Genomic DNA, 12,857 nt, shown 5'->3' with positions numbered 1-12,857 from the left:
CATGGCCATGAAACTGGAAGATTTATTAAGCGGGCTAGCGGTGGTCGGCGATAAAGTGACCATCACTGGTTTGGCCTTGGACAGCCGTGCGGTAGTCGCCGGCAATACATTCATTGCCTTGAACGGTGCCTTGCAACACGGATTGATGCATGTTGAGCAGGCTATCGCCAATGGCGCCCGCGCCGTGATTTTTGATCCAGCCGGGCAAGGTAAACGACTGGCGGAGCGGGTTGGCTCCATTCCGGTTGTCGCGGTAGAAAATCTGGGATTTTCATTAGGTGAGATTGCGGCGCGCTTTTACGGCGACCCCTCTCGGCGAATTGATGTTATCGGTATTACAGGCACGAATGGAAAAACCTCGTGCAGTCAATTTTTAAGCCAGCTTATGGATGATTGCGGCGTTATCGGTACGCTCGGCTGGGGAACGTGGGGCAAACTCAGCAATACACTGAACACGACGCCCGACGCCCTGGCTGTTCAGCATATGCTGGGTGAACTCGTCAAGGCTAAAAAACAAATGGTCGCGATGGAAGTTTCCTCGCACGGTCTGGAGCAGGGCCGCGTTAACGGCGTGTGTTTTAAAGGCGCCGTATTTACCAATATCAGCCGCGATCACCTTGATTACCATGGCTCAATGGACGCTTATATTAAGGCTAAGCTGGCTTTATTGCAGACGCCCGGCCTGGTTTTTGCGGTAGTGAATCTGGATGATGATTATAGCGGGCAAATCATGGCGGCAGTGCCTGAATCGGTAGCCGTATGGGGATTTAGCCGCAAAGGACAAAAAGCGGCGATAACCGAGAACGTAGCGGCAGAACATGTTTTGCATAAAGCCGATGGCATTGAATTTGACATACGCTGGCGACACGAGCAGCAGCGGGTGAAAGTGCCGTTATACGGCGATTTTAATATAGAGAACGTCCTGGCTGTGTTGACTGTTATGCTGGCAATGGGGACTACGTTGAAGCAAGCCACTGACCGGTTGACGCGCATGGAGCCGGTGCCCGGCCGCATGGAGCGCTTGGGTGGTGGAGATTCTGGGCCTCTGGTTTTTGTTGATTATGCCCATACGCCGGATGCGCTGGATAAAGTTTTATCCAGCGTCAGGAAGCATTGTAAAGAAGCGTTATGGCTCGTTTTCGGCTGCGGTGGCAACAGGGATGCCGGCAAACGTCCGCAAATGGGAGCTTGTGCTGAGCGCTGGTCGGATCATGTGATCGTGACAGATGACAATCCGCGCTTTGAAAATGGACGCGATATAGTGAATGACATTTTGGCTGGTTGCAGTTCGGGTAAGGTTGAAGTGATACAAAACAGAGAGCAGGCGATACAAAAAGCATTAGCAAGCGCGGGCAAAAACGACTGTATCGTGATTGCCGGTAAAGGCCATGAGCAATATCAGGAGATCAATGGCGTAAAAATACCGTTTAGCGATAGGCAAGTCGTGATTGACGCATTAAAAGCGAGAGCGGCGCAATGATGGAGATGATGCTAAGCGATATCGCCCACTGTGTGCAGGGACGGTTGGTCGGGCGGGATATGGCTATCTCCTCGGTCAGCATCGATACCAGGGCCATTAAGCCCGGGCAGTTGTATGTGGCAATCAAGGGGCACAATTTCGACGGTAATGACTTCGTCGATTTGGCCGAGCGGGCAGGCGCCTCCGCGGCCATCGTACATACAGGGGTTACGGCCGCAATGCCTCATATAATTGTCGATGATACCCACTTAGCGCTGGCTGAACTGGCCGGCGCATGGCGCCGAAAAGCACCGGTTTCAATGGTCGGCATGACCGGCAGTAACGGCAAGACCACGGTCAAGGAAATGGTGGCGGCCATATTAGCTGTCAATGATCCGGTATTGTTTACTCAAGGCAACCTGAATAATGATATCGGCGTGCCTTTGACTTTACTGCGGCTCGAGAATCGGCATCGTTATGCCGTGGTTGAGATGGGGGCGAACCATCCAGGAGAAATTGCCTATACCAGTACTTATGTGCAGGCTGATGTTGTGATTATCACGAACATAGGGGCGGCGCATATAGAAGGTTTTGGCAGTTTGGACGGTGTTGCCAGGGCGAAAGGAGAAATCATCGAGACGCTCAAAGATGATGGCATTGCCGTGTTAAATCGCGATGATGCTTATTTCAATTACTGGAAAGCCATAGCCGGAGTCCGTAAGAGCCTGTCTTTCGGTTTAAATGACAACGCTGATGTGACTGCCCGGTCAATCAAAACGGAAATTCACACTAACGGTGTCTATACCGGAGGCATAGCCTGCCCCGAATTTGCTACCGGATTTGAGTTGGTCACCGCTCAGGGAAATCTGGCGGTAGAGTTAAAACTGGCAGGACGGCACAATGTCGTTAATGCCCTTGCCGCCGCCGCTGCGTGTCTGGCTTTGGGGATAGACTTGACCCAGATTAAACAGGGACTGGAAAGCGTCAAGCCGGTAACAGGGCGTTTGCAGCCACTGGTAAGCCGGCAGGGCAATATCATTATTGACGATACCTATAACGCTAATATTGCCTCGCTGAAAGCGGGACTCGCCGTGCTGGAAGACATGCCAGGCAGCCCTTGGGTGGTTTTGGGGGCTTTCGGCGAGCTGGGGCCGGAGAGTAAAAAAATACATGAGGAAATGGGCGAATTGCTTAAGTCCAGCGGTGTCGTGCGCTTGTTGGCTATGGGCGCCGATGCCAAAAATACAGTACGGGTCTTTGGTCAGGGCGCTACTTTTTTTGAGGCCCAGAATGAGTTGATCGATGTATTAAAACAAGAACTAAAAGGCAACGAATCGATTTTAATCAAAGGGTCTAGAGCACGGCACATGGAAAATGTAGCGGCGGCTCTGGTTGAAAATTTCAGGATTTAAAAAATGTTACTTTATTTGGCGGATTATTTAATGACATTCGAGGGCGGGTTTCGGGTTTTTCACTACCTGACTTTTCGCGCCATACTTGGAGCATTAACTGCATTAATGATTTCGTTCATCGTCGGGCCGGTGATGATCAGGAAATTAAGCCGTAACAAGATTGGGCAAAGTGTCCGCGAATGCGGCCCGCAAACGCATTATGAAAAATCGGGTACCCCTACCATGGGCGGAACCCTGATTCTGGTTGCGATTGCCATCAGTACCCTGCTGTGGGCCGATCTCGGCAATCGTTATATCTGGGTCATTATGCTGGTCACCATGGGCTATGGTGTTATCGGCTTTGTCGATGACTATCGAAAAGTGATTCGCCGCAACAGTGACGGCTTGTCGGCTAAAGCGAAATATTTCTGGCAATCAGCTATCGGCTTAATCGCCGCTGTTTTCCTGTATAAAACGGCGGTGCTGCCGGCGGAAACGCAGTTTATCGTGCCTTTTTTCAAAAGCGTCATGGTGGACATGGGCTGGATGTATGTGGTGCTGGCCTATTTCGTCATCGTCGGCAGCAGCAATGCCGTCAACTTGACCGACGGTCTGGATGGCCTGGCCATTATGCCGACTGTCATGGTGGCTTCCGGCCTGGGTATTTTCGCCTATCTGTCAGGGCACGTGACATTTGCCGAATATCTGGCTATTCCTTATTTGCCCAATGCCGGGGAATTGATCGTATTTTGCGCCGCTTTAATCGGCGCCGGCTTAGGATTTTTATGGTTTAACGCCTATCCCGCAATGGTATTCATGGGCGATGTCGGCGCGCTGGCATTGGGCGGAGCTTTAGGTGTACTAGCAATACTGGTTAGGCAAGAAGTTGTGCTGATGATTATGGGCGGTGTTTTCGTCATGGAGACGGTATCCGTGATTATCCAGGTTGCCTCTTTCAAGACAACAGGAAAACGCGTTTTCCGCATGGCGCCTATTCATCATCATTTTGAGTTGAAAGGTTGGCCCGAGCCTCGGGTTATCGTACGTTTCTGGATCATCACCGTTATTTTGGTGCTGATCGGTCTGGCAACTTTGAAATTGAGATAAGAAAATGGATAAGACAGCGATTACAGAATTGTTAAAAAAGAATTTTGCGCTGGACCCGCAGACTGCCAAGGTTTTAGTGGTCGGCCTTGGCATAACAGGAATCTCAGCGGCACGTTACTTACAAGATTTGGGAATCAAGTTCGCTATTATCGATAGTCGAGCCAAGCCGCCGTTAATGGAAATGCTCTCTCAGCAAATGCCGGATGCGGCGGTTTTTACCGGCGGATTCGATGAGGCGGCTTTTAATGTTGCCACGCATCTGGTCGTCAGTCCCGGTGTGTCGCTTAATGAAAAAGCCATTGTCAAAGCCATTGCCAATGGCACGAAAATCGTCAGCGATATTGATTTGTTTGCCTGTTCCATTGATGTGCCGGTGATTGCGATTACCGGTTCCAACGGTAAAAGCACTGTGACAACCATGCTGGGGGAAATGGCAAAAGAGGCGGGTAAACGCGTGGGGGTAGGCGGGAATCTCGGAACCCCGGCCCTGGATTTGCTGGGACAGGATGCGGATCTGTATGTGTTGGAGCTTTCCAGCTTTCAACTGGAAAGGACGACCGTTTTTAATGCGGCGGCTGCGACCGTGCTCAATGTGACGGTCGATCATCTGGATCGGCATGCCGATATGGCCGAATACGCCGAGGAAAAACGCCGGGTATTTAATGGCAATGGCGTCATGGTAATCAATGCTGATGATCCTATAGTCGAATCGATGAAGGATGCGGATAGAAAAGTGCTGACATTCTCTATCAACCGCAAGCATGCGGATTTTTACCTTGCAGCAAACGCTAATACAGAATATCTGATGCACGACGACACTCTGTTGATGCCGCTGGCCGAATTGCCGCTTGAAGGCCGGCATAACGCGGCCAATGCACTGGCCGCGTTGGCTTTAGGAGCCGCTGTAGGACTGGACGAGCCGTCCATGTGCAGGGCACTGCGAAAATTTAAAGGACTGGCGCATCGCATGCAGCGGGTCGCCGAAATACGCGGCGTTACCTGGGTTAACGATTCAAAGGCGACTAATATCGGTGCCTGCGTCGCGGCTTTGCAGGGCTATGACCGCAAAGTGATCCTTATCGCCGGCGGCGATGCCAAGGGCGCCGATATGAACGAATTGAGGCCCGTAATCAAGGAAAAAGCCAAAAGTGTCGTGTTAATGGGCAAAGATGCGGGGTTGATAGAGCAGGCGCTGAATGGCTGTGTGCCTATCTATGCCGCTGAAAATATCGTTCAGGCGGTACAGATCGCCGCCAATCTGGCTGATGCCGGTGAAAGCGTATTGCTTTCACCGGCCTGTGCCAGCCTTGATCAATTTAAAAGTTATCAGGATCGCGGCGAAAAATTTACCAAGGCAGTGCTGGAGCTGGTGGCATGAATGATCGCGCCAAAATGCCGCGGGCCTGGCGATTTCATTTTGATCCGCTGTTGCTGGCAACATGCATGGGGTTGTTGCTGATCGGTTTTGTCATGGTGACCTCATCATCATTGCATTTGGGCGTAAAAATGGCGGATGACAGCTTGTATTATCCGATCAGACAGCTCATGCACATCGGGCTGGGACTGTTCCTGGGCGCCTGTGTGATGGCGGTCCCCATGCATGTGTGGGAAAAATGGGGACCAGGACTGTTTATAGCAGGTCTGTTATTGCTGGTCATGGTGCTGGTACCCGGTCTGGGGGTAAAGGTTAACGGCAGTGTGCGCTGGTTGTCTGTAGGCGGTTTGCGCATACAGGTGTCGGAAGTGGTTAAATTCTTCGCCGTCATTTATATAGCGGGTTATGTTACCCGGCATCAGCAGGCCGTGCGCGAATCGGCCTACGGTATCGTCAAACCTTTGGCATTGTTTTCGTTGGCCTGCATATTGCTGTTGCTGGAGCCGGATTTTGGTTCGGCCGTAGTGATTTTATGCATTGCCATGGGCATTATGTTTCTGGCCGGCGCCCGATTGTCGCAATTCTTCGTTTTGCTGGCGGTGGTCGCCGTGCTGGCAATGCTGCTGGTTTATTTTTCGCCCTATCGCCTGGTGCGCGTGACGAGTTTCATGAATCCCTGGGCCGATCCGCTGAATACGGGGTTTCAGCTGGTTCAGGCACTGATTTCGTTCGGGCGCGGTGAATGGCTGGGCGTGGGGCTGGGCAGCGGCATACAGAAATTATTTTATCTGCCGGAAGCGCATACCGATTTTCTGTTTTCAGTGATTGGCGAAGAGCTGGGCTTGCTGGGAGTGGTGACCGTTATCGGTTTATTTTCATTATTAGTATGGCGCACTTTCCAAGTGGCCGCGGCGGCAGAAAGGGCGGGACAACGGTTCTCCGCTTTTATCGCTTATGGACTGGGCATCTGGTTTGGTTTTCAGGCGTTCGTCAATATGGGCGTCAACATGGGGATTTTGCCCACGAAAGGGCTGACTTTACCCCTGATGAGCTACGGCGGCGGCAGTATGATGATTATGTGCTGCGCGATGGCGCTGCTGTTTCGCGTGCAGAGCGAGGTCTATGCAATAAATGTCAACCGACCTAAAGGAAACTCCGAATGGGCAAGCGCATAGTCATCATGGCCGGTGGAACCGGCGGGCATGTCTTTCCTGCCCTGGCTGTTGCCCAGTCGCTGGTGGAAAAAGGCTGGCAAGTCAGTTGGCTGGGGACGCATAAAGGGCTTGAAAGCCGGGTTGTTCCGGAAAACGGAATAGAGATTGACTGGCTGTCGGTTTCAGGTGTGCGAGGCAAAGGCATTATGACGAAAATAAAAGCCGGATTGATGCTGGTAAGGGCATGTGCTCAGGCTTTTAAGATTTTACGGCGCCGCGATCCCGATGTGGTTCTGGGCATGGGGGGCTTCGTTGCGGGGCCTGGCGGACTGATGGCAAAACTGCTGGGTATACCCTTGGTCATTCATGAGCAGAACCGGGTACCCGGTACGACTAACCGGTTATTGGCAACAATAGCAAACCGGATTCTGGAGGCTTTTCCCGACAGTTTCAACAAGGATGTAAAGGCAACATGCACTGGAAACCCGTTAAGAAAACAGTTTTTAAGCAGACTCGACGTTAACGGCAGGCAGAAAGACAGTCAGGCAATCCGCATTTTGGTCGTCGGCGGCAGTCAGGGGGCACAGGTATTGAACGAGGTCGTTCCGGAAGCCGTTACGCAATTTAAAAACGTACAGATAAAGCACCAGACCGGTACGGCTATGTTCGAGCAGGTCAGGAACCGCTATCAGGCTCTGGGCGTTAATGCGGACGTAAGCGCTTTCATTGATGATATGGTGTCAGCCTATCAGTGGGCGGATATGGTAATTTGCCGGTCCGGCGCGATGACCGTCAGTGAAGTCGCGGCCTTGGGCGTGCCGGCAATTTTTATTCCGTTGCCGCATGCCATTGATGATCATCAAACAGCGAATGCCCGCTATTTAACCGATGCCGGTGCCGGGATGTGTTTAATGCAGAAAGACTTGAATGCCGTAACGTTGGCGGAACAGATAACAAAAATGCTGAAACAATTAGATGTTATGAGTAATACCGCAAAACAATGCGCTCGTCTGGATGCAACTGAAGTCGTTGCCGGTTATTGCATAGCCGAGGCCGGTTTATGAACTCTCCCAATATCCAGATGCAGGCACAGGTATTAGGCAAAATCGACCGGATACATTTTGTCGGCATAGGCGGGACCGGCATGAGCGGTATTGCGGAAGTCTTGTCCAATTTGGGGTATCAGGTCTCCGGCTCCGACATTAAAGAGAGTTCGGTAACACAACGGCTCGCCGAGTTGGGTGTGGCGATCAATATCGGCCATAAGCGCGAAAATGTCATGAAAGTCGATGTGGTGGTTGCGTCCAGCGCCATAGACCGCAGCAATGAAGAAATCGATGAAGCATATCTGAATAGAATACCGGTTATTCCACGTGCGGAAATGCTGGCTGAGTTGATGCGTTTCAGGTTTGGCATTGCCGTGGCCGGGACACACGGTAAGACCACTACGACCAGCTTGACGGCCAGCATGCTGGCTGAAGGCGGGCTTGACCCGACTTTCGTCATCGGCGGCCGGCTGAACAGCGCCGGCAGCAACGCCAAACTGGGCCTGGGGCATTATCTGGTGGCCGAGGCCGATGAAAGCGATGCTTCTTTTTTATATTTACAGCCTATGATGGCGGTGGTCACCAATATCGACCAGGATCATATGGCGACGTATCAAGGCTGCTATCAGCGCCTGAAAGAAACGTTTATCGAGTTCCTGCACCATTTGCCTTTTTATGGCTTGGCGGTCATGTGTCTGGATGATGAAGGGGTCAGAGACGTTCTGCCCCAGATCTCCAAGCCGGTGACTACCTATGGCGTTCATCCCGATGCTGACGTTCGTGCGATCAATATCAAGCAGCAAGGCATGCATACCTCGTTTAAAGTGATTCGCCGGGGCGACTATCCGCCGCTGCAGGTTACATTGAACATGCCGGGTTGGCACAACATGCTCAATGCGCTGGCGGCTATCAGTATCGCAACTAACCTGAATGTTGATGATGAGGCGATCGTAAAAAGCCTGGGCGCATTCAAGGGCGTCGGCAGACGGTTTCAAATTCAGGGCGATCTGGAAATAGACGGCGGTAAACTAACCTTGGTCGATGACTACGGGCACCATCCCCGCGAGATTGCCGCAACGCTTGAGGCACTGCGACAGGCTTGGCCAGATAGACGCGCGGTCGTTATCTTTCAACCGCACAGATATACGCGTACGCGGGATTTATTTGAGGATTTTGTAAAGGTTCTGTCCACCGTCGATGTGCTGATTCTGATGGATGTCTATGCGGCAGGGGAAACGCTCATTCCGGGGGCGGATGGAAGGGCATTAAGCCGGACTATTCGCATGCGCGGCCAGGTCGATCCTGTATTCGTCGAAGACTGGAAAGACTTGCCGCAAATACTGGCCGGCATTGTAAAAGCCGATGACGTGATTCTGACTTTGGGCGCCGGTAATGTCGGGCAAATCGCCACGCAATTGCCGCAATTAATATCAGAGGCTTTGGCGGGTTAATAACTGGGTCGGATCATATGAAAAAAAATTGGCCATTACGATGAAAGGTTGCCTGTTGAACCATGAAAAGCTGGCGAAATACACCAGTTGGCGAGTCGGCGGGCCGGCCGATCGGTTATACATACCTGATGATCGGCAGGACTTGATCGATTTTATAACTGCGCTATCCGGTTCAAGCGGGGCTCCTGCCGAGCCGATATTCTGGATGGGGCTGGGCAGTAATTTATTAATCAGGGATGGCGGCATACGCGGTACGGTCATTAATACCAAAAGCCGGCTAAAAGAAATGAAACTGGCTCTGGACGGGACGGTTTATGTGGAAGCCGGCGTTCCGTGCGCGCATGTGGCGCGCTTTTGTGCGGAGCACGGACTCATCGGTGCGGAGTTTCTGGCGGGTATACCGGGGACGATGGGCGGTGCTTTGAAAATGAACGCCGGCGCTTTTGGCGGCGAAACCTGGGCGATCGTAAAAAATGTTGACATGCTAAATGCGTCGGGTCAGGTCAATGTCCGAGTTCCTCGGGATTTCGAGATTAAATACAGGTCCGTCAAAGGCTTTGACGACGAATGGTTTCTGGCGGCGCAATTGACATTGCGGCAAGGCGATACGGCAGAGAGCCTGCAGCGGATAAAAGGTTTGTTGGAAAAACGGGCCAAATCGCAGCCGACCAACCAGCCGAGCTGCGGGTCAGTGTTTAAAAATCCGGAAGGCGATCATGCGGCAAGGCTGATAGAGCAGGCAGGTTTGAAAGGATATGCCATCGGCGGCGCTCGGGTATCGGAAAAACATGCGAATTTTATTATAAATCTCGGCACGGCGACGGCTGCCGACATCGAAGCACTAATTAATTATATTCAGATTAAGGTAAAGGAAAGTCAGGGGGTTGAATTGCAGACTGAAGTTTGTATGGTAGGCGTGGCACTATGAAGCCTGTGAGGATTACAGATCCGCAAGAATTCGGGCGGGTTGCCGTATTGATGGGCGGATCGGCCGCTGAAAGGGAGGTCTCGCTGAAAAGCGGCGCCGCTGTATACGAAGCATTAAAGCGCAAAGGTGTTGATGCCGTCGCCATCGATGTTACGGGCAGTCCTATAGAAGCCCTGGGCGGGCGGAAGATTGACAGGGTATTCAATATTATTCATGGCCGGGGCGGTGAAGACGGCGTGCTTCAGGCTGTTCTGGAAGTGATGGGGATTCCCTATACCGGCAGCGGTGTTATGGCCTCCGCATTGAGCATGGATAAGCTCCGAACCAAACTATGCTGGCAGGGTTATGGATTAGCCACGCCTGAATGGTTTTTGTTGAAAGATGAAAATGACCTGGATAACTGTGCGGCAAAGCTGGGCTTCCCGGTTATCGTCAAGCCGGCCCAGGAAGGCTCCAGTATAGGCATGAGCAAGGCGGCTAATCCTGATGAACTGCGCAGGGCATTAAAAACCGCGGCGGATTTTCGCTGCGATGTCTACGCAGAGTCCTGGGTAACGGGCCGGGAATATACGGTTGGCGTATTGAACGGCGAAGCGCTGCCGGTGATTCGCCTGGAAACACCGCATGTATTTTATGATTACGAAGCAAAATACCAGGCGACAACGACGCAGTATCATTGTCCATGCGGCCTGAATGAGGCCGAAGAGTTGCAATTGCGGAATCTGGCGGTAAAAGCCAGTGAAGTGCTGGGCGTTAAGGGGTGGGCGAGACTCGATGTATTTGTTGATGACAACGGCCAGTATCAATTAATTGAGATTAATACCGTGCCGGGCATGACGGATCATAGTCTGGTGCCAATGGCGGCCAAACAGGCAGGTATTGATTTCGATGAATTGGTCTGGCGGATATTGGAAACCAGTATCGGCTAATGGACAGGCAGGCAGTAAAAATCCTGGGCGCCATATTATTAATCGGATTGATCTGGCTGTGTGGGCAGGGAGTTAAAAGCTATGGCTCCGGCGCGATGCCCATCAAATATGTCAGGATCGAGGGCGTATTTCAATACCTTGGCAAGGATGAAATAAAAACAGCGCTGCGGCCGCTGGTCATGACCAGTTTCTTTGCGGCGGATATGCAGGCGATACATGAAGCCGTCGCGCAACTGCCGTGGGTGCAATCCGCGGCAGTCAAACGGGTCTGGCCTGATGCGATTGATATAAAGGTGCATGAGAAAAAACCTTATGTACGTTGGGGACAGCAAAGCCTGTTGACTGAGAGAGGCGAGTTATTTGCCCCGAAAAATATAGATCAATTCCAGACGTTGCCTCTGCTTGTAGGTCCAGATCAGCAGCATGGGAAAGTCTTGGAAATAATGAAGGGCGTTAAAACAGCTTTAGCGGACCAATCCATGGAATTGGCGGAGTTCAGCATTGATGACCGGTGGTCATGGAAAATCAAGCTGGCGACGGGTATGGAAATACTGCTGGGACGCAACGAGCCGTTAGAAAAATTACAGCGTTTCTTGAAGACGCTGACGGTATTAGGACAAGAACAGATTGATGCGATGGCTATAGTCGATTTGAGATATCCCAATGGCTACGGGGTTTCATGGAAGCCCGGAACTGCTGAAATTGACTGGAAAAAATTGCAAACCCCGAACATTAAACAGATGGGCAATTAGAGAAGGCGACACAGAGTAAACAAAAATGGCGAAAAAAACAGAGCGTAATTTAATAGTCGGACTGGACATCGGAACTTCAAAAGTCGCGGCTATTGTAGGTGAGCTTACGAGTGAGAACAAAATAGAAGTCATAGGCATCGGCTCAACAGCATCGCGCGGACTTAAAAAAGGTGTGGTCGTTAATCTGGAATCAACCGTGCAATCAATTCAGAGAGCCGTGGAAGAGGCTGAATTAATGGCGGGATGTCAGATCCGGTCGGTTTTTGCAGGTATTGCCGGCAGCCATATCAGAAGCCTTAACTCTCACGGCATCGTAGCGATCAAGGATAAGGAGGTGACTCAGTATGATATAGACCGGGTCATTGATTCTGCTCGTGCAGTCGCTATTCCGGCTGATCAGAAGATCTTGCATATTCTGCCGCAGGAATTCGTTATCGATCTTCAGGAAGGTATAAAAGAGCCTATCGGCATGTCGGGTATACGCCTGGAGGCAAAAGTCCATATGGTGACGGGCAGTGTCAGCGCCGCGCAGAATATAATCAAATGTATTCGTCGCTGTGGGCTTGATGTCGATGATATTGTGCTTGAGCAGTTGGCGTCATGCAATTCGGTACTGACCGAAGACGAAAAGGAACTGGGCGTCTGCTTGATTGATATCGGTGGCGGGACCACGGATATTGCCATTTTTGTCGATGGCGCGATCAAACATACGGCTGTCATTCCAATCGCCGGCGATCAGGTCACCAATGATATAGCTGTTGCCTTGCGTACGCCGACGTTGAATGCGGAAGAAATCAAACAAAAATATGCCTGTGCATTAACGCAATTGGCCAGCGTTGACGGCGTCATTGAAGTGCCGAGTATCGGCGATAGGGCGCCACGCAAGATTTCGACGCAAAATCTGGCCGAGATTATAGAGCCGCGCTATGAAGAGCTGATATTGCTGGTGCAGGCGGAGCTAAGGCGCAGCGGCTATGAAGAATTGATTGCGGCCGGGATCGTAGTGACTGGTGGCAGTTCAAAAGTGATGGGACTGATCGAATTGGCTGAAGAAATTTTCCATATGCCGGTTCGCATGGGTATTCCGCAGAATGTGACCGGGTTAACCGAAGTTGTGAAAAATCCAATTCATTCTACGGGGGTTGGCTTATTAATGTATGGAAAAGAACACCAGGGCGGCGACAGAATCATTGATTCTGAAGGGGCCGGATTGTTTTTAAAAATGAAAAATTGGTTTCAAGGTAATTTTTAATAATTCGTAGGGT

11 protein-coding genes are annotated in these 12,857 nt (G+C 51.4%); all 11 read left to right on the top strand.

The window, feature by feature from the left end; translation table 11 throughout:
- The first annotated feature begins 7 nt into the window (after nt 1-7).
- From EK22_RS02785 to ftsA, 11 genes are read left to right on the top strand one after another with little or no spacing between them, the layout of a single operon-like run.
- A complete protein-coding gene (locus EK22_RS02785) occupies nt 8-1,480 on the top strand; it encodes a UDP-N-acetylmuramoyl-L-alanyl-D-glutamate--2,6-diaminopimelate ligase (RefSeq protein ID WP_036248010.1) in 1,473 nt (490 codons plus the stop codon).
- Entirely contained in the window at nt 1,480-2,871 is a 1,392-nt protein-coding gene (gene murF, locus EK22_RS02780) for a UDP-N-acetylmuramoyl-tripeptide--D-alanyl-D-alanine ligase (protein WP_036248007.1), read from the top strand. Before EK22_RS02785 ends, murF begins: the two co-directional genes overlap by 1 nt.
- A gap of 3 nt (nt 2,872-2,874) precedes the next feature.
- Nucleotides 2,875-3,957, top strand: a complete 1,083-nt coding sequence (gene mraY / locus EK22_RS02775) for a phospho-N-acetylmuramoyl-pentapeptide-transferase (RefSeq protein ID WP_020158195.1) — start codon at nt 2,875-2,877, stop codon at nt 3,955-3,957.
- A gap of 4 nt (nt 3,958-3,961) precedes the next feature.
- On the top strand, nt 3,962-5,335 hold the full coding sequence (gene murD, locus EK22_RS02770) for a UDP-N-acetylmuramoyl-L-alanine--D-glutamate ligase (protein ID WP_020158194.1): 1,374 nt from the start codon (nt 3,962-3,964) through the stop codon (nt 5,333-5,335).
- On the top strand, nt 5,332-6,507 hold the full coding sequence (ftsW, locus tag EK22_RS02765; protein ID WP_036247847.1) for a putative lipid II flippase FtsW: 1,176 nt from the start codon (nt 5,332-5,334) through the stop codon (nt 6,505-6,507). The genes murD and ftsW overlap by 4 nt, the downstream gene beginning before the upstream one ends.
- On the top strand, nt 6,492-7,550 hold the full coding sequence (gene murG / locus EK22_RS02760; protein ID WP_036247844.1) for an undecaprenyldiphospho-muramoylpentapeptide beta-N-acetylglucosaminyltransferase: 1,059 nt from the start codon (nt 6,492-6,494) through the stop codon (nt 7,548-7,550). Before ftsW ends, murG begins: the two co-directional genes overlap by 16 nt.
- Before the next feature lie 11 nt (nt 7,551-7,561).
- The gene (gene murC / locus EK22_RS02755) at nt 7,562-8,983 is read left to right on the top strand and encodes a UDP-N-acetylmuramate--L-alanine ligase (RefSeq protein ID WP_173424773.1); all 1,422 of its coding nucleotides are present in this window, start codon (nt 7,562-7,564) and stop codon (nt 8,981-8,983) included.
- A 40-nt stretch (nt 8,984-9,023) separates the two neighbouring features.
- The gene (murB, locus tag EK22_RS02750) at nt 9,024-9,911 is read left to right on the top strand and encodes a UDP-N-acetylmuramate dehydrogenase (RefSeq protein WP_051961633.1); all 888 of its coding nucleotides are present in this window, start codon (nt 9,024-9,026) and stop codon (nt 9,909-9,911) included.
- Nucleotides 9,908-10,840, top strand: a complete 933-nt coding sequence (locus EK22_RS02745) for a D-alanine--D-alanine ligase (RefSeq protein WP_020158189.1) — start codon at nt 9,908-9,910, stop codon at nt 10,838-10,840. The genes murB and EK22_RS02745 overlap by 4 nt, the downstream gene beginning before the upstream one ends.
- Nucleotides 10,840-11,592: a cell division protein FtsQ/DivIB gene (locus EK22_RS02740; RefSeq protein WP_036247838.1), complete on the top strand. Its 753-nt coding sequence runs from the start codon at nt 10,840-10,842 to the stop codon at nt 11,590-11,592. Before EK22_RS02745 ends, EK22_RS02740 begins: the two co-directional genes overlap by 1 nt.
- A 25-nt stretch (nt 11,593-11,617) precedes the next feature.
- Nucleotides 11,618-12,844 (top strand): cell division protein FtsA, encoded by a 1,227-nt coding sequence (gene ftsA, locus EK22_RS02735; protein ID WP_036247835.1) that lies wholly within the window; start codon nt 11,618-11,620, stop codon nt 12,842-12,844.
- The last annotated feature ends 13 nt before the right edge of the window (nt 12,845-12,857 follow it).

Origin of the sequence: Methylobacter sp. BBA5.1 (assembly GCF_000746145.1) — a bacterium.
GTDB lineage: Bacteria > Pseudomonadota > Gammaproteobacteria > Methylococcales > Methylomonadaceae > Methylobacter > Methylobacter marinus.
Note: the sequence above shows the minus strand (reverse complement) of the source record. Positions and strands in the feature narration are given on the sequence as shown.

Excerpts from the sequence above, each read along its gene's own strand:
- EK22_RS02785 (WP_036248010.1), top strand. The coding sequence starts at position 8 with ATGAAACTGGAAGATTTATTAAGCGGGCTAGCGGTGGTCGGCGATAAA.
- murF (WP_036248007.1), top strand. The coding sequence starts at position 1,480 with ATGGAGATGATGCTAAGCGATATCGCCCACTGTGTGCAGGGACGGTTG.
- mraY (WP_020158195.1), top strand. The coding sequence starts at position 2,875 with ATGTTACTTTATTTGGCGGATTATTTAATGACATTCGAGGGCGGGTTT.
- murD (WP_020158194.1), top strand. The coding sequence starts at position 3,962 with ATGGATAAGACAGCGATTACAGAATTGTTAAAAAAGAATTTTGCGCTG.
- ftsW (WP_036247847.1), top strand. The coding sequence starts at position 5,332 with ATGAATGATCGCGCCAAAATGCCGCGGGCCTGGCGATTTCATTTTGAT.
- murG (WP_036247844.1), top strand. The coding sequence starts at position 6,492 with ATGGGCAAGCGCATAGTCATCATGGCCGGTGGAACCGGCGGGCATGTC.
- murB (WP_051961633.1), top strand. The coding sequence starts at position 9,024 with ATGAAAGGTTGCCTGTTGAACCATGAAAAGCTGGCGAAATACACCAGT.
- EK22_RS02745 (WP_020158189.1), top strand. The coding sequence starts at position 9,908 with ATGAAGCCTGTGAGGATTACAGATCCGCAAGAATTCGGGCGGGTTGCC.
- EK22_RS02740 (WP_036247838.1), top strand. The coding sequence starts at position 10,840 with ATGGACAGGCAGGCAGTAAAAATCCTGGGCGCCATATTATTAATCGGA.
- ftsA (WP_036247835.1), top strand. The coding sequence starts at position 11,618 with ATGGCGAAAAAAACAGAGCGTAATTTAATAGTCGGACTGGACATCGGA.